This is a genomic window from Oribacterium sp. FC2011, from assembly GCF_000701645.1.
Classification (GTDB): domain Bacteria; phylum Bacillota; class Clostridia; order Lachnospirales; family Lachnospiraceae; genus Oribacterium.
Genome location: NZ_JNJM01000015.1, coordinates 104,174 through 124,644, shown reverse-complemented (window position 1 = coordinate 124,644; position 20,471 = coordinate 104,174). Strand labels below are relative to the sequence as shown.

The window sequence follows — 20,471 nt, the reverse complement described above, 5'->3', positions numbered from 1 at the left end:
AAAGAAAAGATCAGGACGAACGTACGATAGGAGAAATCTTCTATGTACTGCTACAGGAAATGGAAGACATTACATTCCAACATTCTCTTTTCATACTCGTAGAGGCTATGACTGCAAGTATAAAGAACATACTTCATATCACAGACGAACAGGTTGAAGAAATCTATAAGGATTTCTTTTTCAGATTGCCTGAATATATGCAGGATGCTCTGACAAGTGATTACAAAGTGGCGTAATTGTATTTTTATAGTCTAGAATATAGAGTTTTCAAGGTACGATGTCCACTATTTATGTGGGAAGTTTAAGTAAATAATATGATTCCTGTGCCGAATGAGAAATTTCATCTTGTTGATGTTAATGGGACCAAGGATCCGCATTATAGGTTCTTATTGCAGGCTGAAAGCAGAGAAATCAACAGGCAAAGAAATAGAATATTGAAAAATGCAGATATTGTATATAAGCATAAGCTGAGAAATGGTGATAATACACCATTAGCTAAAAGGACTAATGACTTTAGCAAGCTTGAAAAGGCTTGTATTTCATATTGTAATTAATATAATTCCGCATTCCTGTCGTCACCGAGATCCCTGGGTTGCTTCCGGTAAGAAACAGGTAATAAGCAAAAACTTCTGAAAATGGCGGAATTTCAAGCTTTTCACCATGCCCACAGTTCTCAAAGAGATAATCTTCGAAGAATCGAAAAGAATTCAAAAACCCCGGAAACCGATGTGTTTCCGGGGTTTTTCGTTGTGCTCTGGAGCCATGTACAAAATAATGCAACCCGAATCTGCTTTACTATTCATAACCCGTTAGAAAATTGTTATGATAGGAGCAGTAAAAAATGAGGTTTCGCAAGATGACAACAGTTAATAATCTATTCAATCAATTGCCTAACGGCTTCTTCAATCTGCTGGCCAGCAACAGTAACAATCAAATCTATGCAGACTGCCTGGAGCTTATCTTCCGTGAATACGAACGTGAAGTTTCCTATCGTATACCCAGAGACCGGATCCGTGATGCCATAGCGATATATATTGCGGAGAATCATATCAAAGCGTTGGATGAGGTAAATGACCAGTCTCCCAACGACATCGCGAGCCGAATCATCTACAAGTTCCTGGATTCAAACATAGGATGGCTGGAAGAAGAAATAGATGATGTAACCTATGAACGTCAGATAATCATGACCGAACAGGGCGTCCTGCTTGCTGAATTCCTGATGAACCTGAAACGCCCGGAAAAGGCCGAGTTTGCAAGTTATATCTTTGATATCTATAACACTCTCAACAATAAGGAACAGTGGCAGGACAACCCCTATGCCTTTGCATTGAAATCAGTATACAGAAATGCCAAAGCCCTGGCGAAATCTTTAAAACGGCTTTCTACTTATATGAAGAAATACATCGAGCAGATGGTTCACGAGGAGACATTGGAAAGCCTGACAAACAATCTTCTGGAATATTCCACCGGAAATTTCATACACGAGTATGCCCGTCTCACAAAGCAGTCAAACATCCATCTCTACAGGCAGAGCATCAACAAGAAGCTGCGGCAGTTAAGAACCAACAAAGAGTTGTTCGAGCTGCTTGTCATCGGATGCTTTGACGAAGAAGAACTGGCTAATGAATCAGAAGCGGAAGAATTTGTCATTGACCTCATAGATAACACAAACCGTTTCCTTAATCAGGATTATGACGAGATCCTGAGAGACATCAAAAACAAGATAACCCTTTACCTTGACATAGCCATAGGACGTGCCAGGTTCATACAGAATAAAGAAGCAGACGCCCGTGGAAAAGTTGAGCAGGTTCTGAAATATATCGCAACGGAGATGGAATCCCTGGGAATGAAGGAGGAAATCCCCGAAGAGATGACTTCATTATTTGCCATGGATTCCCAGGAATTCATGGATCTTCAGTCCCTCAGATACCCTAGAAAAGCCCAGCCCATTCGAAAAGCTACAGTTGATCTGTATGAGGAAATGACAGAAGAGGACAGGGAAAGAGCCCGTATGCTGCAGGAGCACGAAGCTTACAACCCTTACGCAAGAGAGCTTATGAAGCAGTACATCGAGCAGCAGCTTCAGGGGCGCACAACTATGACAAGTGAGGAACTTCCCCTCAGCAGCAGGAGAGACGTTCTGGCAGCAGTTTCGGCAGCGGCCTATGGCGATCAGAATGGCTATGACATTATCATGGATCAGGAACCGGAGTATGAAGACAAGGGAGAATTTGTTCTCAGGAAGTTCACAATAAAGAAAAGGGCTAATGTTTAGGCCGGTCAGATCGACATCCGTATGTCAGTGATGAGCGGCGTAAGAACATGTGCCTATAGATGATAAATAATGAAATGAGTTAATTAGCTTTGTATTCGTATGTCAGTGTTAAATGGCGAAAAACAAATGCTAGTGAGAGAGAAGGGGATCTGCAATGGAAATGCATGAATATTGGGATGAGTTTACCGGCGGTGAGAAGGATCAGTTTCAAAGAGCTGCCAGAAGACTTCTGAGGACAACCTTTATCGTCCGAGACAAGGACGAAGACAGCAAAAAGCTCTACTATTTCGTATCCAACCAAAGAGAGGCTCTAAGCCTGTACCTCGGCTACATCGGTTTCGACCTCATAGTAGACAGAGAAAACGGCGTGATAATGCTTAGAAACCTGGACGAAGGCGGCGAGTTTGGGCGCGTCGGCTCCAACAGGTTAATGCTTAGAAAGGTAGACAGTCTCCTCCTCTGTGCCATCTGGACCATATATGATGACAAGATCCATTCCGGCACCATGTCGCGAAAGATATTCATTTCGGTAATGGACCTAAACTTCACTCTGGAGAAATTCGGAGTAAAGGATATCATCGATAAAACAACCATGAGCGAGAGCCTCAAGCTGTTTAAGAAATACAATCTCCTTGATGTGGTGGGAAAAGTCGGAGACCCGGACTGCCGTATCGCACTGTTCCCGTCGCTTCTTTACTGCATGAACGATGACGAGTTTGAGACATTTTTGAAGAATGCAACAGACCGGATGCTTCAAAGGAAATCCGGATTCAATGCTGACGACGATGAAGAGGATATAGATGATATGGCCTAGAGTTTTAGAAATTATTTGAATTTCTGAGAAACTGAATAGGAATATGTTATACAAAGTTGCAGCGGTTTTTGATTAAAAACCGGCACGAATCATCATGCTCTATGGAAATTAGTTTCGCAGTGGGTGATGTTAACAAGGAGACATTGTGATGGAAGAACAGACAACATTAAACAGAAAAACCGCCTCCAGGCTTTTACTTATAAACTGGTCAAGATTTCAGAGGGAGATCATCAGACTTGAGGGATCAACTCTCATTACCGGTATCAACGGGTCCGGTAAATCCACCATACTGGATGCCATGACATTTCTCCTGACCGGCAATACCAAGTTCAATACAGCAGCAAAGGATCGTGACAGAAGTGTCCTTGCCTACGTTCGCGGGGATACCAGGAGCAATGGGGACAGCCGGTATCTTCGTGGAAAAGATAAAGCAGTTATAAGCTACATCGTTATGGAGTTCTGGTCACCTGTAGACGAACAGTATCAGCTTTGCGGGGTGGTCATGGAATCCCCCAACTGCACAGAATGTAAGGTACAGAACTGGTTTGTAATAAGAGATGCCCGTCTTGAAGACGCGAATTTCTGTGAAATCAAAGACGGAAATCTTTATGTAACACCGAAAAATGAACTTCACGTCCATGGAAAACTGATTAAGGCCTCCGAGTTTAAAAGAAAAGAAGAAGGAACAAGCCAGCTGCTCCGAACCCTGGGACTCCGCTCCGATGTACATACCTACAGGCAGAAGATCATGAAAATGATGGCATTTAACCCGGAGAATAACATTGACAAGTTCATCCAGGACTGCGTTTTCGACGCCGGAAACATTCAGTCACTTGCAAATCTCAAGGAGCAGAGACAGAAATTCGAAGAAATAAAAGCCCTTTATGAACGTTTGAGTCAGGGTAAAAAGAAGCTGGAAGAGCTTGAACGGGTAGTGCAGGAATATGAAGAGAAGCTTCGCAGGTACAATGTCCGAAGGATGATGTTCAGATACCAGGATACTGTGGCCATAAGGGAGCAGCAGGAGGAGAGTATCCGGAGGGCCGAATTTTTAAGGAAGCAGCTGAAGGACCTGGAAGCCAAATACGAAATCGCCCTCCGTGATTACAATGCTGCCAACGAGCGTCTCACAATCTGCAGAAGTAATCAGGATTTCCAGAACATGCAGTCACAGCTAAGCGGCCTGGAGCACCAGATTGAGAATATGAGCCGGGATCTCAGTGATCTTGAAAAGGATATAGCAACTCTCACTAAACTTGAGGAGCAGATCGGGGCACTGCTTAACTGGGCGCTGCCGGATCTAAATGAGGACGACAGAAGGGTGGGGACAGCATTTTCCAACCCTGAGATTGCAGCGGACCGGAAGTTATCAGCATTTTTCTCTCTTAAAACTCAGCTTACTCAGGAAAAGGAGAAGATATCTGCGGATCTTGTCCACATTGGTGACGCGGTTAAGGAGCTTCAGGACGAGAAGATAGAGGTTGCGAAAACCATTCGTCAGCTCGAAAACAATGTAATGACCTATCCAAAGGAAGCAGAGGCGGCCAAAGCAGAAATTAAGAAAGCATTTGCAGAAGACGGAATCGATACGGATGTCCGTTTCCTTGCCGAGCTTGTATCCGAAGTGAAGGAGCCCAAATGGCGGAGAGCCATAGAAACCTTCCTGGGCAGAAAACGTTTTTTCATCATAGTGGACGGGAAATACTGTCACCGCGCCATGGAGGTTCTCCACAGTTCCAGAAACTACTCTGCCACAGTTGTGATCACTGACAAGCTTCCGGATACGGAGGCTCAGGAAGGCTCCGCCGCCGGCATTCTTACTGTGCCTAATGTTTACGCCAGAAGGTATGTGAACTACCTTTTAAACGGAATACACCTCTGCAAAGATCTTGAGGAGCTTCATGATTTCCCCAAAGGCGGTCTCATGGAGGACGGCGGTCTCGCAAAGAGCTATGCATTTTCCAACATGGATATCCGGAAAACGAAGATATATTTCGGACAGGACGCCATAAAACTACAGTTAAAGGAAGCGAAGAAACAGGAGGAACAGCTCCGGGAAGAGCTTGCGCATAAGGAAGAGGAGCTTAAAGTCCTGAGGGAGCATAAGGACGAACTGGAAAAGCTTGATCTCAACGAAGACCACTATAAGATGAATGCACCTTTGCTCCATGCTGAACAGTCCGAGAAGAAGCGTGAGCTTGAGAAGTCCCTCAGCGACCTTAAGAACAATCCTGACTTCGTGGCGATCCTTCAGGAGCAGGAGGCCGCTCAGGCTGCGGTAAAAACAGCAGACAGCATCAGACAAAAGGCGGAGCAGGACATCATTGTCAATAAAAATGAAACTGCACACGAGGAAAAGAATCAGTTCGAGCTTTCAGGTAAGCTGAAGGTGGCTGAAAACCAGTATCTTGAGCTGGAGCGTGAACATTTCGAGCTGAAAAAGGAAATGCTGTCCGAGTATGAAAAGCTCAGAGAAAGAAACGGCCGCTCCATCGTGGTGACAGAAAAGCGCCTTAACGAGCTTAGAAACGAAGTTGAGAATACCCTGGTTAAAAACATGGAGGACATCCAGATAGCCTATTGCCGTATCGCCGGTGGAGACATGAACAGAAGAGGTCCCGCATTTATCGTGTATTATCGTGGGCTTTACCAGGATCTTGCCAATGTTCAGATCGAAAGAGCTTCGGAAAGCCTTCAGGAACAGGCAGGCAAGCTGGAAAGCGCCTTCATGAATGACTTCGTGGCGGAGATCAGGGAAAAGATTACAGCCGCAAGAGAGGAAATGGACAACATTAACCGGGAACTCAGGAAGATACCTTTCGGAAACGATACTTATAAATTTATTATGGAAGAAAAGCCCGACAGACAGGTATTCTTCCGCATCTCCAATAAGCTCAATGCCTACATGGATAATCCTGAGGTTTATATGAACTCTCTCCGTAACGATGAGGAAATGGAACGTGACATTAAAGAGTTTATGGATCTGATCCTTGACAGTGAAGATGAGTCTGAGTACACGGATTACAGAAATTACTTCACCTACGATATGGAGATAACCAGCCGTCAGGGCAAGGAGGAAATGCAGGCAGAACTGTCAAAGAAGCAGGGTTCCGCCAGCAACGGAGAAAAGCAGACACCCTACTTTATCATTCTGGCGGCGTCACTCCTCCAGTGTTATCCCAAGGACAAATGCTGTATGCGCCTCGGCTTTATTGATGAGGCATTCTCAGCATTGTCAAAGGAACGAATCGAGAAAATGGTGCAGTATTTCGAGGAAAACAACTTCCAGATAATTTACGCAGCACCGCCTGAGAAGATCGCAAGCATTGGCTCATATATACATTCTACAGTGAGTCTCGTGGAGTCGGGACGGTATACACATGTGGTTGAGGGGCTTGTGAAGGTGTCGTGAGAAATGGCACTTAAATCTTATTCCGCGGTGAGCCTTGTGGAGTCGGGTAGATATACACATGTGGCTGAGGGACTAGTGAAGGTGTCGTGAGAAATGGCACTTAAATCTTATTCCGCGGTGAGTCTTGTGGAGTCGGGACGGTATACACATGTGGTCGAGGGACTGTGAAGGTGTCGTGAGAATTGGATTTTAAATCTATTCCGCGGTGAGTCTTGTGGAGTCAGGATGGTATACCCACGTGTTTGAATGACTTGCAGAGGTATCTAGATGCAGAAAAAAGAAATAACGAAGTATCAGAGGAGGGTGCTGAGCCTTCTTCTGAACAAATATGAAAGAAGTAAAACCTATTCGGGGGAAAATAAAGTCAATCAGTCCTTTTCTATCCGCCCCGATGCTGTCTTCCGCGAGTACTACAGCGACTTTGCTGACCCCGGGGAACTCAGGAACTTTCATCAGGAAATGGAAGAGCTGGAACATTTTCTGCCGGCAGGTGTGGGGAAACCTGAAGATTTTTCTGAAGCAGACGGAAATAAGCCTGAAGCCATTCTGCCGGCAGGTGTGGGGAAATCTGAAGATTTTTCTGAGGCAGACGGAAATAAACCGGAAGCCATTCTGCCGGCAAATGTGGGGAAGCCTGAAGATTTTTCTGAGGCAGACGGAAATGAGCCTGAAGACGTTCTGTCAGCAAATGTGGAGAAAGCTAGACATTTTTCGTCATCAAATGGGGTGGAGCTTGTAACTCTTTCCTGGAAGAATGGGGAGATACAATCTATTAGAGCAAATGCAGAAACAATACCTTTTTACTATGGGATCCTCGGGAGCGAAAGTAAAAATCAATTAAGGGAGACAGAAAAGGGATTCTACAGAAGCTGGCTTGGTAGACATCCGGTGATCGACCTCTTCGTGAAGGAGCAGCTTGAACGCCTGGAATTCGGAAAAAAAGCATCCTTAGATGGCCGAAGCTCCATCGAACGGGAGGCGGCGGAAGCAGTACTTAAGTTGGTAGAAGCTGTAATTACCAATAAGAAGGATATCCTGGAGCGGGAACTATCTATCATGGTGCTTTCTGACAGCAAGACATTTGAAAAGCAATACCGCACCCGTGTGTGCAGGTTTTTGACTCGATATGACAAAAGATGGGAGAATGAAAGCTGGGATGAGATAGAGGACGAACGGGAGAAACAGCAAATAATCCTTGAAGAATATCAGGTGTTTGCAAATCCCTCCTATGTTTATCTGAAGGGCGATGGAGATCTGTGGTTTGAAGGCTCCGGAGAAAAGATGCATTTAAGCTGTGAGCATCCTCAGGGGCTTTCGGAAACTCCGCGATTTGATGAATCCGGCGAGAAACTACATTTGAGTTGTAAGCATCCTCTGGCCCTTTCATCGGAAACCCTGCGAAAGCTGAAAAGGATTAAAATCTATGGTGAAAAGATTATAACTGTTGAAAATCTCACATCCTTCAACAGATTGCCCGCGAGAAATGATAGTTTCTATATTTATCTAAGTGGATATCATAATACGGTAAAACAGAAGCTTTTACAGAAGATATACAAAGATCAGGAAGATGAGAGGTATAAGAATTCTCAGAAGATAAACAATGATCAGGAAGCCGAGAAGCAACTGCATAAAAAATATGCGGAACGAGAAACGGAGAAGCAACCTCAGAAAATATATCAGGATCACGAATGCGAAAAGCAGTGGCTCCATTTCGGAGATATCGATCCCGACGGCTTTTATATTCTCGAAAGCCTGCGTAGAGGAACCGGCATAGACATTAGCCCACTTTGGATGGGAATTGATGAACTAAAAACCTATGCTGATTACGGAAAGCACCTTGAAGAAAACGACAGGACAAAGGCGAAAAATCTCTTGTCCTATGGCAAATACACAGATGTTATAAGCTATATGTTGGAAAACAACCTGAAATTGGAACAGGAGATCATCAGCTGGATGAGCCAGTTCCAACCTGTGCCACACATTTCATGAGCCACATTTGCGCCATTATCTACATTTTATTAAAAGGAAGCAAAAAAGTCACATAGGTACTTTTTTGCTTCCTTGCTATTGATCGCAAATTATTCATTATCAGCGTAATTATTAAAAAGTTATATTTTCTAAGAGTACATCTTCATTAGAAGCATTATTTATAAACATTGTCATATATATAGGCATATAGGTGATTTTATCTTCGCTAGAGATATTACAGTCCGCAAGAACAAACGCTTCATTCATTTCATATTGTTCATTTGCTAAACAATTATTAAGGGCAGAGTGAATGGTATAATCCTTGCCACTCTTTATTTCCAGCGGAAAGCTTCCACCTAAATACTCTATTACAAAGTCCAGCTCACCAAGTCTGTTTGAATTATAATAATATAAATCAAATCCTTTACTTTTTAATTCCTGAGCAACCGCGTTTTCAAATATTCCTCCACCATTTAAGTGGGGATCATTTGAAATGATTCTTCGTTTTGTATCCATCCCATACAATGATGTAAGCATTCCAACATCGGACAAATACAGCTTAAACAAACTCTGTTTAATATTTGCCTTCAAAGGAACTCTTGGTTCTGTCGCGTTATAAACAGAATGTGCAACTCCTGAGTTATTCAGCCATAAAAAGGAGTCTTCAATACGATCAAATCGAAGTCCTTTTTTTACGTCTGTCACAACATATCTTCTGTTTTGTTTTAGCAACTCTGCCGGAATCTTTTCATAGAGGTTTATAAGCTGAAGTTTTTTATCTTCGGATTCATAACGTGTAAAATCCAATTTGTATAAATTTATGATATCATTGTGAATTCGTATTATATCATTCAGGTTGCGCGTTTCAGCAAATGTACTTACTGCATCAGGCATCCCTCCGACCACAAGATATTGTCGAAACAGAGACATTAACTTTGAATGTACTGTATCCATTATGGGCATTCTTTTAAAAAAAGATTCCCTAAGATGTTCCATAATGTTTTGTGTAATGTTTGTTACCTGCAGGAATTCTTCAAAATCCAACGGGAACATATCAATAGTTGTCATATATCCCACAGGAGCAGATTCCAGATTTGTAAGCTCTACACCTAAAAGAGAACCACTCAATATATATCTAAAGCTGCCTTCATCGACCAGAAACTTTATTCGTGTAACAAGTTCTTTGCATTTTTGAACCTCATCGATGAATATTACAGTTTCTTTCTTAACTAAAGGCATATCTTTAATTGCAGATAATCCTAATATAAAGTCATCAATATCAGTAGTCTTCATGATCACATCGATTGCTTCCGGAGACTCTATCAGGTTAACTTCATAGTACTTATTTCCAAGCTCTTTCAGAACATTTCTGACAACATATGTTTTGCCTACCTGACGGGCACCTTTTATCAGCAGTGCCTTATTATTTGATTTATACCATTTTTTGATATCTTCACTTACTTTTCTTCTTAATTCCATGGTTTTTACTCCTTGTATAAAATATGATAAAGTAGTGGTGACAAAAATACAATGTAAAAAAACAAAGATATGACAAAAATACAATGCAAAAATGCAAAAAATGACAAAAAAACAAAGTCTTTAGCGAAGTTTTTGACAAAAATAAAACCAATTCGTATTTTAGCCAGTAAACCGGTGCAAAAATCAAGGACAATTTTTAGCCAGTTTTTGCCCTTGATGGAATTGAAATTGACAGCGATGGAATAAAAATAGACAGCAATGGAATAAATTCAGACAGTCCGGACTTAAAGTAGACACTTCCAGATTAGTAACAGTTCAGCCAGGATGCCTTATTTTTGCAGTGAACAAGGCATTACATTGACCCATATTCCGGTTACCAGCATTTGAGTCATCCTGAATGGCAGCTTATAATGACTTAATTTCAGGTAATCAGGATTTGGGTCATCCTGAATGGCAGCTTATAATGACTTAATTTCAGGTAATCAGGATTTGGGTCATCCTGAATGGCAGGTTACATTGACTCAATTTCAGGTAATCAGGATTTGGGTCATTCTGAATGGCAGGTTACATTGACTCAATTTCAGGTAATCAGGATTTGGGTCATCCTGAATGGCGGGTTACATTGACTTATATTCTGAATTCTGAGTTTTAAGGTCAATCAGTGGTTCCAATAACTCCGGATGGTGGGGAAAAGAGTCGACCACGGTCTTCGCGAACCATTGCCGGCTGAACTGTTACCCAGATTATGAAAATTAACTGAATTTTAATTAAAGTTCATTGACCGGGAACGGTCCAAGTGTTAGGGTTGTGCGATGTGAAAACACTAGCTGCTTATTTATAAGAAGACTATTTCAAAATATAAGTACTTTAGTTGTAGGTTGAGAGCTCTATTTTTGAGGAAATTAAATGGAATATTTAAACTACGCGCAGCACTATTTTGATAAGGACATGGCCATATCCTTCTTCCTTGTATCCCTGGCCGGACTTGTCATTGTTATGGGGATAATATTTATGACGGCCAGAATCTGGCAGGAAATAGACCCGGAGGAGATACCGGAAGAAGATCAGGAAGAATTAGATGACCCTGATGAAATTTCTGAAGGAAATCTTCGACGGGTTTCACGCCATGTATCTGAAAGAAATACAATTGGTGATGATTTGGAATCAGATGAGGATGACATTTATGATGACTCAGATGATTTCTACGACGAGGAAGATTCAGAAGTTAAAACAAATCGCAGAAACCTGGCCTGCATAAACCGAAGCATCTCCAGGGTTTCCGAATCTGATATTGGTATGGAAGATGGCGAAGAAAGACATAGAGAAACCATCGGAAGAAGAGTTGGAAGAACTAATGAAAGAATTCGGGATTTAAACATTGACGATAGTCAGAGTCTGAATAGAGGCCGAAGCGAAAGAGACGGTGTAAGCTCAGGCAGAAGCCGAAATATGGATCAGGGTGGCCGGAGCGTCAGCAGAAGTAGAGGCCGAAACATTAGCCGAAGCCGAGGTATGAATCAAAGCCGCAGATTACCCCGCCGCAGAACCCCGGACTTCAGGTATCGCCGCCCGCTGGAATTCATCGAATCCTTCTACGAGCTGGTATTCGCCAGCACATCGATCCTGCTGCTCCTGTCGCTGTACTACATCATCGGCGACCGCATAAACGTGGACAGCATTAACGCCATGTGGAACGACTACAAGGACTGGCTGCTCCTACTTTTCCTGCTTCTGTCAATGCTTCTGAATCGAATCCTTGACCGGATCCTAGTGCCCATGCGCCATATCGATGCCAAGCAGAGAGCCTCCATGAGACTCGTAAGCTCCATCTACGTGGTGTTTATCCTTCTATATATAAGGTTCATTTACGAAAGCTACAACTACGAAAGCCTCATCATATACTTCGTAATGCTGGTAGTTGGCCGTCTTTTCTACTTCGATGTCACCTGGGAAGGCTTCAAAAGTGACATCACAGGTATTGTAAAAAACTTCCCCTTCGTTATACTAATGGGAGCGTATACAGCCGGAGTTACCTGGTATGGATTCCATTCGGGCTTCCTGCTTAAGGCCAATGGCGTCCTGGTCAGCACCCTCATTGCCCATCTGTTCATGGATGTGTGTATCGTGCTATTTGATAAATCGAGGATATGGAAGCTGTTTCTTCGGTAAGTATAGAACATAAAATTTGTCTGAATGGATTACCCCCCCGCTTTTTTAATGTTCTTGGCAAATAATTCAATAACACAAGAAAGCCGATTAGATCGGCATCTGTACGTCAAAAAATATAATTAAAAATCGTTAATATAAGAGTAAGGGAAACGATTATGGAATTGACTTTAACAACCTATCTGATTTGCTGCCCGCTTCTATTTATTGCGGGATTTGTGGATTCCATCGGTGGAGGCGGCGGACTTATATCCCTCCCGGCCTACCTTTTGGCGGGACTCCCGGCACACATGGCCATAGCCACTAACAAGCTGTCCAGCACCTGCGGAACCACAGTCGCCACCGCGAGATTTATTAAGCAGGGCCTCATCAACTGGAAAATCGCAGTGCCCTCCATAGTGGCAGCAATCATTGGCTCATCAATGGGCGCAAGACTTAGTCTCCATATACCCGAGAAGGTACTGGTTACCGTGCTCATGTTTGTGCTGCCGGTGACAGCCTTCATCGTTATTAACAAAAATCTCTTCAAAGATAACGGAGACACTGAAGCAGTTCCGGACAGACGAACCTACATCACCGCCGTTGCGGCAGCCCTTATCATCGGCTTCTATGACGGACTTTATGGCCCCGGAACAGGAACCTTCCTCATAATTGCATTCACAGTATTTGCTAAACTCGGCGTAAAGAGTGCTAACGGCCAGACCAAAGCCATTAACCTCACCACCAACATCACCTCCCTCGTCATATTTATAATGAGTGGCAACACCCTCTTCGCCCTCGGCATCCCCTGCGCTCTCTGCAACATGCTCGGCAACTACATCGGCGCCGGCCTCATGATGAAAAACGGCATCAGACTCGTCCGTCCGTCCATCATGATTGTACTGATGCTGCTTGCTGTAAAAATCGGCGTAGAGCATATTGTATGATGCAAATCCAACTAGAAATTCATCAGAAAACATTCTATAAATTTTAAATCTCAAAAAGGAACTCAAATCATTTGAGTTCCTTTTTGAGTTAATACAAAATATTTGAGTTATTTTTTTGAATTGTACCCCTTGTCAAGGACACAAAAGATTTTAGTTGCCCCAATTTTTGGACAACTATAATTAGAAATGACCTCAAACCCAGTATTGCTCTTTTTGAGTCATCTACCACTAGGTAGCGGATTGACCTCATATCATGAAATATTCCTTTTGGGTCATCCGATGAGTGCTGTAGACATGACCTCAAGCTTAGTATTGCTCTATTTGGGTCATCTACCACAAGGTGCCTGATTGACTTAATTTCAAGGAATCTTCCTTTTGGGTCATCCGATGGCCGCTGTAAACGTGACCTAAAACCCAATATTGCTCTTTTTGGGTCATCTACCACAAGGTGCCTGATTGACTTAACTTCAAGGAATCTTCCTTTTGGGTCATCCGATGAGTGCTGCAGACATGACCTCAAATCCGAAATTATTCTAATTGAGTCACCCGTTGTAAGGCGATTGAATACAAAATATTTGAGTTCGTATATTAAGATAACGATTAGAAACTAAAAATTTATGGCTTAACTTAAATTAATAAGAATAAGGATAAAAAGGGAGATCACCCAATTACAGATCCTTTGCATTATTTTATGTATAAATTTTAAGGTTGCGCCACAGAGGCCCCATATCTTAAAATGGAATGAATGAATTACATCGGAAAATAAAGCTGCCCGAAAAGCAGCAGAATGGAGAACAAAATGAGGATAAAACTAGCGAAGTACATATCTGAAACACTTGTAAAAAACGGTATCACCCAAAACTTCTCTGTTACAGGCGGCGGCGCCATGCACCTTAATGATGCTTTCGGACACCAGAAAGGCATGCACACACTCTACCAGCATCATGAGCAGGCCTGCGCCATGGCAGCAGAAGCCTATGCCCGTATATATAACCGCCCGGCTCTTCTCTGCGTGACCTCAGGCCCCGGCGGAACCAATGCCATCACCGGCGTTCTGGGCGCATGGCTCGACTCCATCCCCATGATCGTGGTTTCCGGTCAGGTCCGTTATGACAATACCGCCCGCTGGGCACATGAACAGAACGGTACCCGCCTTAGGGCTATGGGTGATCAGGAATTTGAGATTACCAAGTCCATCACCTGCATGACAAAGTATGCCGAGATGCTCAGCGACCCCATGAGAGTCCGCTACGCAGTAGAAAAATGCATCTATCTCTCACAGACAGGCCGCCCCGGACCGGTATGGCTGGATATCCCTGTTGACGTTCAGGGCACCTTCATCGAGACAGACGACCTCGTGGGTTTCGATCCCGAGGATTACGAGGCAGGCGGCGACGGATGGCGTAAATCCGAAATTCTGGATAAAAGTTCAGCGCTATCTCAAAGTAAAGTACAGGATGGCGAAGCGGTACTTGACAATAACCCTCACCTCCGCTTCGAAGACGGAAACACCGCAGACCGCGAGAAGCCGGTACCTTCACTTGACCCGACTATCCCGAAGAAGATCCTGGAGAAGGTGGCAGCATCAAAGCGCCCTATCTTCTATACAGGAAACGGAATCCGCATCGCCGGAGCAGAAACCCTCTTCCTTGAGGTTGCTCACAGACTCAACATCCCTATAGTAGTCGGTTGGAATGCCCCCGACATCATCCCCACAGAGGATCCGCTTTACGTTGGACGCCCCGGTGGACGAGGCGATCGCCCCGGAAACATCGCAGTACAGAATTCTGACCTGATTCTCAGCATTGGCTCCCGACTCAACATCCGTCAGGTAGGCTACAACTTCACGACCTGGGCAAGAGAAGCCTACGTTATCGTAAACGACATCGACGCAGATGAGCTCAGAAAGCCATCAGTTCACTGCGATCTCCCGGTTCACGCAGATGCAAGAGCGCTCCTCAAGGCTCTGCTCCATGAGCTTGACAAAATGGGCGTCACCAGAGACAACCCTCTTTTCAAGGGCGGCGAAGGCATGAACCGCGAGGATGCCGCAAGCATTTGCCACACAGAAAAAGCAAAGGAAGTTGTTGGCGGTGCTGCCTCCAACCTCACCTGGCTCGAGACCTGCGCCTTCTATAGACAAAACTACCCCACCGTCCTTCCGGAGCACTTCACACCAAACAGCGAAGCTCCCGACAAACAGGACGACCCTGAGAACCGTGCCAATGTCTACGCCGTTGTGGACGTCATTTCCCGCATGGCAGAGCCCGGCCAGGTAACAGTAGTTGGCAACGGCTCCCCCTGTGTAGCCGGCGGCCAGGCCTACATCATTAAAAACGGAACCCGCTTCATCTCACAGGACGGCGTTGCCTCCATGGGATACGGCCTCCCGGCAGCCATCGGCGCAGCAGTAGCTGTCCATTCCGTTAATGCCTCCGGCGACCCATCCTACCATGAAACCGTGGATGAGCGTCTTCAGGCAGAAATACGCGACCCGTACTGGACCGGAAAAGAAGAAACCTACCCGCCATACGAGAAGCATGACATCATCCTTCTCACAGGCGACGGCTCCATCCAGATGAACCTTCAGGAGCTTCAGACCATAATTAGCCACAAGCTTCCTATAAAGATATTCCTCATCAACAACGGCGGCTACCACTCCATCAGACAGACCCAGTCGAACCTGTTCAAAGGAGAGCCCCTTGTAGGAATTGGCGTTGACTCCGGCGTCGAAGGCATTAACGACCTGAGCTTCCCGGATATGGAAAAGCTGGCCCATGCCTACGGCTACCCCTTCATGAGGGTATGGCACAACCAGGACCTGGAATCCGCAGTGCAGAAAACCTTCGACACAGACGGCCCCGTGATCTGCGAGATCATGGTAACCATGTCCCAGCAGTTCCTCCCGAAGTCCGCCGCGAAGAAACTCCCCGACGGCTCCATCGTCAGCCCGCCACTTGAGGACATGGACCCCTATTTGTCTGACGATGAGATGAACAAAGTTATGCTTGTTAAAAGGGTAAATTAGTTTTATTATTCTGTTTACCAATAACCATTTAAATAACCAGGAAATGCAAGGGATGTGTAACTAGGCTTGCCTTATCAGCGTTTCGCAAGAAATGCTGATGCCCCCAGGCGGCGAGGCTGTTTCGGCGTAAGCCGAAATCAAACGAAAATGCCCGCGCGAAGCGCATTTATATGGCATTTTCTCCTTGCCCATTGAAAGAACATCCTGTTCTGAGTGTCCGACCCAGACACACGTCAGTGTGATCGGGGGCGAACACTCGGAACAGGATGTACTTTCAATCTCGTGGGCCGTTGCGCAAGCCTTGCATTTCCGTCTGTTATCAAAGACTAAAGGAACCACACATGAATATAATTTTATTATCCGGCGGCAGCGGAAAGCGCCTCTGGCCCCTTTCCAACGACATCCGCTCCAAACAGTTTATAAAGATCTTCAAAAAATCAGACGGCGAGTACGCCTCCATGGTCCAGCGCATCTACGACCAGATCAAAACCGTAGACCCCGAGGCCAAAGTGACCATCGCCACCAGCAAATCCCAGGTATCCTCCATTCATAACCAGTTGGGCCACGACGTTGGCATCAGTGTGGAGCCATGCCGGAGAGATACATTTGCAGCCATCGCTCTGGCCACCGCCTACCTTCACGACGAAAAGCAGGTGCCGGAAAACGAGGCAGTAGTAGTGTGCCCCGTTGACCCTTACGTTGACTTCTCATACTTCGAGTGCGTGAACAAGCTCTACGAAAAGGCAGAAAAAGGCGACAAGAACCTGGTCCTCATGGGCATTCAGCCCACCTACCCCAGCGACAAGTACGGCTACATTAAGCCCATAAAAGACGAGGAGGGTAATGCTGCCTACGCCTTCACCGAAAAGCCCACCGAGGAAAAGGCGAAGGAATACATCGAGGCCGGCGCCCTCTGGAACGGCGGCGTTTTCGCCTACAAGCTTTCCTACGTTCTCGACAAGGCGAAGGAACTTCTCGGCACCTCAGACTACGCCGAGCTCTTCTCGGACTATGAGAACCTCAGGAAGATTTCATTTGACTACGCAGTCGTTGAGAACGAAAAGAGCATCGAGGTGGTGCGCTACGAAGGCGAGTGGAAGGACGTCGGAACCTGGAACACCCTCACCGAAGTAATGGACGAAAACATTATCGGAAACGGTCAGGTGAACGATCAGTGTGCCAATGTTCACATCATCAACGAACTTGGCATCCCGATCCTCGGCATGGGCCTCAAGGATATGGTGATTTCCGCGAGCCCCGAAGGCATCCTCGTGTCCGACAAGGAGCAGAGCGCTCAGATCAAGCCATACGTGGACGCCATTGACCAGCAGATCATGTTCGCGGACAAGTCCTGGGGAACCTACAGAATCCTTGACGTGGAGGAAAATTCTCTGACCATCAAGGCGACCCTCAAGCCAGGTCATAGGATGAATTATCATTCCCACGAGCACCGCGACGAGATCTGGAACGTCATTCAGGGCACCGGCAAAACCATCGTTGACGGCATGGAGCAGCCTATCAAGCCCGGCGACGTGGTGACCATGGCAGCAGGCACGAAGCACACCGTCATCGCCGGCGACGAAGGTCTGCAGCTCATCGAAGTCCAGCTCGGCAAGGACATCAATGTCGGCGATAAGAAGAAATATGAATTGTAATGGGATATTGGCATTCATCTATGTATGTGCTGAGGCACTAAACGTTGGAATGAAGCCATTTAGATATGCATCTTCCTGTCAGAGATAAACTGCGAAAACATGCATTTACAGAGCCGATTAGATTGACATCCGTGATACGGTACAAACCATGCATTTGTAGATGAGTGGATTAATCTGAATGATATATTCCATCACTATTTATGCCATCGATGTAACTTGGTGGTATGAGGACGATTATGAAAGAAAAAACACCATTTGTTTTGAAGCCGGCCGCACAGGACTACCTTTGGGGCGGCACAAAACTAAATGACGATTTCAATCTAAATATAGACATTAACCCCTTTGCGGAGGCCTGGGTCTGCTCCACGCACCCCGACGGCCCTTCGACCCTCGAGGACGGCAGGCCGCTGACGGAAATCCTTCGTGAGCACCCGGAATATCTCGGCACCCACCCCCTGGAAACCATGGGCGGCAAGCCGGAGCTTCCCATCCTTATAAAGCTCATAGACGCGAAGCAGGACCTGTCCGTGCAGGTTCACCCCGACGATGAGTATGCATTTGCCAATGAAAACGGCTCCTTTGGTAAGACCGAAATGTGGTATGTTCTCGACGCAAAGCCCGGGGCAAAGCTTGTTTACGGCTTCAGCCATGACGTTACGGAGGCCCAGGTCAGAAGAGGCATCGAAACCGGAAAGATAGAAAAACACCTTAACCATGTGAAGATCTTCAAGAACGACCTCTTCTATATAGAATCCGGAACCGTACATGCCATCGGCGCCGGCGCCCTGATAGCGGAGATCCAGGAAAGCAGCAACCTTACCTACAGATTTTATGACTACAACCGCGTGGACAAGGACGGAAACAAGCGACCTCTTCACATTGACAAGGCCCTGAAGGTGGCAAACCTCAAGGCAAGCTCCAAGCCGCGCCAGCCCATGAGAGTTCTGAAGTACGAGAACGGCCGCGCCAGCGAGCTTCTCACCCGCTGCAAATATTTCCAGGTAGAGCGCTGGCTTCTAAACACCGAAGGCCGCCAGATGCCCGGATTCCGCGCAGAAGAGAACAGCTTTCATGCCCTGTTAGTTACCGACGGCTGCGGCGTCCTCTACGGAGATGACTTCAGCATTAACTTCTTCAAAGGCGACTGCATCTTCATCCCCGCCGGCAGCGAAAACATGAAGCTCCACGGCAAAGCACAAATTTTGAATGTCAGTTGTTGAGTTTGTAATTTTTACTTGTCAAACTCGCATAAATGATTATTATTAAGTTCATATGAGCGATTTAAATCCGCGAATAAAGAGGGGATATGACGGATATTGGATTTTGGAGAGGTCCTGTGTGGATATCCGGCATAGGCATTAGTCTCTCGCTTTGCGAAAAATAAGGGGCTAATGTTTAAAAGAGGGGAGTAGCGAATGAGAGTACTCATTACCGGCGTCACCAGTTTTCTGGGCGTTTACACAGCAAAACAGCTTTTGAGCGAAGGTTACGAGGTGATAGGAGCAGTCAGACCTGACAGCAAAAATCAGGATGTACTTGAGGAAAGAGGCATCACCGAAGAACCAAAGTATCAGACAGTTTACATGGATTTTGACCAGCTTCCGGAAGCGGAGCTTGGCGAGGAGCATTTTGAAGAGTTCCTTGAAAGAAACGAAAACGATGAGCCCATCATCGATGCCTGGGTACACTTCGCCTGGGACGGAATCGGATCCGCAGGAAGAGAAAACACAGATATTCAGATACAGAACATTGAAAATGCCAAGAAAGCATACATCATGGCAAAGGTTCTGGGAGCGCAGAAGTTCATCTTCGCAGGATCCCAGGCAGAGTACGGCGACGGCAACCACCGCTCACCAAGACCCATAAGCCCTTACGGAAAGGCAAAACGTGCATTCGGACGTTGGGCAACAGAGCAGAGCCTCCTTTCCCAGATGTATGATGAGAGGCCAATGCAGTTCCTTCACACACGCATTTTCAGCGTTTACGGTGACGGAGACCACAAGACAAGCCTTGTAAACACAGTACTTAAAGGCTCCCTTAAGGGAACACCTGTGGTACTCGGACCCTGTGCACAGAGATGGAATTACCTTGAAGTAAGAGACTGTGCAAGAGCCATAAGCATTCTCCTACAGTCGGATGAGACCCGCACAGACGTTTATGATATTGCAGGCAGTGATTCCAGAATGCTCAAGAAATTCGTTCAGGAAATGAATGAAATCGCCGGCGGCGGAGCAGAACTCGAATTCGGAACCCGCAGCAACAATGCTGAAGGCGCCGCAAACATGTCTCCCGAGATCCTTAAACTCCAGCGTCTCGGCTTCCACCAGGAAATATCCTTCGAAGCAGGCATCGGAGAACTCGTGAAGAAAAAGAGAATGGAACTCGAAGCCGGTTGAAGGGAAGAAGGAGAGGTTAACTGCTCCTTTTGATATTAAATAAAAAAATACCAAGTAAAGGTAAGATTAACCTTGACTTGGTATTTTTTGCGCTTTATTTGTTACTTATGCGACTTTTGAATAGTCTATAACAGAGAAATCTTGTAAAACGGTTTTGGCTGCTGCAACTATTTTTTCCAAACGTTCGGCTACATCATCAGTAAAAGTGATTTCTCCGCATTTTTGACATTCCAAACATGGAACATTACGTACAACGATAATGCCTCCGTTGTATTCTACTGTAAAAGTAGTCGTTGTCTTTATCTTATTGTTGGCAAAACAAGCATTGCACATTATTTTACCTCATTCCTTG

General features: G+C 45.4%; 13 protein-coding genes and 1 pseudogene. 12 read left to right on the top strand and 2 right to left on the bottom strand.

What is annotated here, in order from left to right; all coding sequences use genetic code 11:
* From T357_RS21480 to T357_RS21820, 6 genes and pseudogenes are all read left to right on the top strand, one after another.
* A pseudogene (locus T357_RS21480) lies at window positions 1-236 on the top strand (IS4 family transposase); the annotation flags it as partial.
* Between the two features lie 78 nt (window positions 237-314).
* Entirely contained in the window at window positions 315-554 is a 240-nt protein-coding gene (locus T357_RS22355) for a type III toxin-antitoxin system ToxN/AbiQ family toxin (RefSeq protein ID WP_031553448.1), read from the top strand.
* A gap of 287 nt (window positions 555-841) precedes the next feature.
* On the top strand, window positions 842-2,275 hold the full coding sequence (locus tag T357_RS0113065; RefSeq protein WP_155991441.1) for a Wadjet anti-phage system protein JetA family protein: 1,434 nt from the start codon (window positions 842-844) through the stop codon (window positions 2,273-2,275).
* A 154-nt stretch (window positions 2,276-2,429) separates the two neighbouring features.
* Window positions 2,430-3,089 carry a DUF4194 domain-containing protein gene (locus tag T357_RS0113060; protein ID WP_031553443.1) on the top strand — a complete coding sequence of 220 codons (660 nt, stop codon included), beginning with the start codon at window positions 2,430-2,432 and terminating at the stop codon, window positions 3,087-3,089.
* Window positions 3,090-3,237: 148 nt separating this feature from the next.
* Complete coding sequence (locus tag T357_RS0113055) at window positions 3,238-6,501, top strand: ATP-binding protein (protein ID WP_031553442.1); 3,264 nt, start codon at window positions 3,238-3,240, stop codon at window positions 6,499-6,501.
* A gap of 267 nt (window positions 6,502-6,768) precedes the next feature.
* Entirely contained in the window at window positions 6,769-8,490 is a 1,722-nt protein-coding gene (locus T357_RS21820) for a Wadjet anti-phage system protein JetD domain-containing protein (protein ID WP_031553440.1), read from the top strand.
* A 111-nt stretch (window positions 8,491-8,601) separates the two neighbouring features.
* On the opposite strand, the gene T357_RS0113045 is transcribed toward T357_RS21820, so the two are convergent.
* Window positions 8,602-9,948, bottom strand: coding sequence for an ATP-binding protein (locus T357_RS0113045; RefSeq protein ID WP_044916938.1), 1,347 nt, complete (start codon window positions 9,946-9,948; stop codon window positions 8,602-8,604).
* Window positions 9,949-10,854: 906 nt separating this feature from the next.
* Between T357_RS0113045 and T357_RS20405 the strand changes: the two genes are divergently transcribed.
* The 6 genes from T357_RS20405 (at window position 10,855) to T357_RS19355 (ending at window position 20,119) form a co-directional block, all read left to right on the top strand.
* Entirely contained in the window at window positions 10,855-12,117 is a 1,263-nt protein-coding gene (locus T357_RS20405) for a hypothetical protein (RefSeq protein ID WP_049962421.1), read from the top strand.
* Window positions 12,118-12,272: 155 nt separating this feature from the next.
* A complete protein-coding gene (locus T357_RS0113030; RefSeq protein ID WP_031553433.1) occupies window positions 12,273-13,040 on the top strand; it encodes a sulfite exporter TauE/SafE family protein in 768 nt (255 codons plus the stop codon).
* Between the two features lie 799 nt (window positions 13,041-13,839).
* Window positions 13,840-16,068, top strand: a complete 2,229-nt coding sequence (locus tag T357_RS0113025) for a thiamine pyrophosphate-binding protein (RefSeq protein ID WP_031553430.1) — start codon at window positions 13,840-13,842, stop codon at window positions 16,066-16,068.
* Window positions 16,069-16,409: 341 nt separating this feature from the next.
* Window positions 16,410-17,723: a sugar phosphate nucleotidyltransferase gene (locus T357_RS0113020; protein ID WP_031553426.1), complete on the top strand. Its 1,314-nt coding sequence runs from the start codon at window positions 16,410-16,412 to the stop codon at window positions 17,721-17,723.
* A 224-nt stretch (window positions 17,724-17,947) separates the two neighbouring features.
* A complete protein-coding gene (locus tag T357_RS0113015; RefSeq protein WP_049962420.1) occupies window positions 17,948-18,943 on the top strand; it encodes a type I phosphomannose isomerase catalytic subunit in 996 nt (331 codons plus the stop codon).
* A gap of 195 nt (window positions 18,944-19,138) precedes the next feature.
* The gene (locus tag T357_RS19355; RefSeq protein WP_044916936.1) at window positions 19,139-20,119 is read left to right on the top strand and encodes an NAD-dependent epimerase/dehydratase family protein; all 981 of its coding nucleotides are present in this window, start codon (window positions 19,139-19,141) and stop codon (window positions 20,117-20,119) included.
* A 105-nt stretch (window positions 20,120-20,224) separates the two neighbouring features.
* On the opposite strand, the gene T357_RS0113005 is transcribed toward T357_RS19355, so the two are convergent.
* The gene (locus tag T357_RS0113005; protein ID WP_031553418.1) at window positions 20,225-20,452 is read right to left on the bottom strand and encodes a type II toxin-antitoxin system MqsA family antitoxin; all 228 of its coding nucleotides are present in this window, start codon (window positions 20,450-20,452) and stop codon (window positions 20,225-20,227) included.
* Window positions 20,453-20,471: the final 19 nt, after the last annotated feature.

Coding starts and splice junctions, on each gene's coding strand:
- T357_RS22355 (WP_031553448.1), top strand. CDS start 315: ATGATTCCTGTGCCGAATGAGAAATTTCATCTTGTTGATGTTAATGGG.
- T357_RS0113065 (WP_155991441.1), top strand. CDS start 842: ATGAGGTTTCGCAAGATGACAACAGTTAATAATCTATTCAATCAATTG.
- T357_RS0113060 (WP_031553443.1), top strand. CDS start 2,430: ATGGAAATGCATGAATATTGGGATGAGTTTACCGGCGGTGAGAAGGAT.
- T357_RS0113055 (WP_031553442.1), top strand. CDS start 3,238: ATGGAAGAACAGACAACATTAAACAGAAAAACCGCCTCCAGGCTTTTA.
- T357_RS21820 (WP_031553440.1), top strand. CDS start 6,769: ATGCAGAAAAAAGAAATAACGAAGTATCAGAGGAGGGTGCTGAGCCTT.
- T357_RS0113045 (WP_044916938.1), bottom strand. CDS start 9,948: ATGGAATTAAGAAGAAAAGTAAGTGAAGATATCAAAAAATGGTATAAA.
- T357_RS20405 (WP_049962421.1), top strand. CDS start 10,855: ATGGAATATTTAAACTACGCGCAGCACTATTTTGATAAGGACATGGCC.
- T357_RS0113030 (WP_031553433.1), top strand. CDS start 12,273: ATGGAATTGACTTTAACAACCTATCTGATTTGCTGCCCGCTTCTATTT.
- T357_RS0113025 (WP_031553430.1), top strand. CDS start 13,840: ATGAGGATAAAACTAGCGAAGTACATATCTGAAACACTTGTAAAAAAC.
- T357_RS0113020 (WP_031553426.1), top strand. CDS start 16,410: ATGAATATAATTTTATTATCCGGCGGCAGCGGAAAGCGCCTCTGGCCC.
- T357_RS0113015 (WP_049962420.1), top strand. CDS start 17,948: ATGAGGACGATTATGAAAGAAAAAACACCATTTGTTTTGAAGCCGGCC.
- T357_RS19355 (WP_044916936.1), top strand. CDS start 19,139: ATGAGAGTACTCATTACCGGCGTCACCAGTTTTCTGGGCGTTTACACA.
- T357_RS0113005 (WP_031553418.1), bottom strand. CDS start 20,452: ATGTGCAATGCTTGTTTTGCCAACAATAAGATAAAGACAACGACTACT.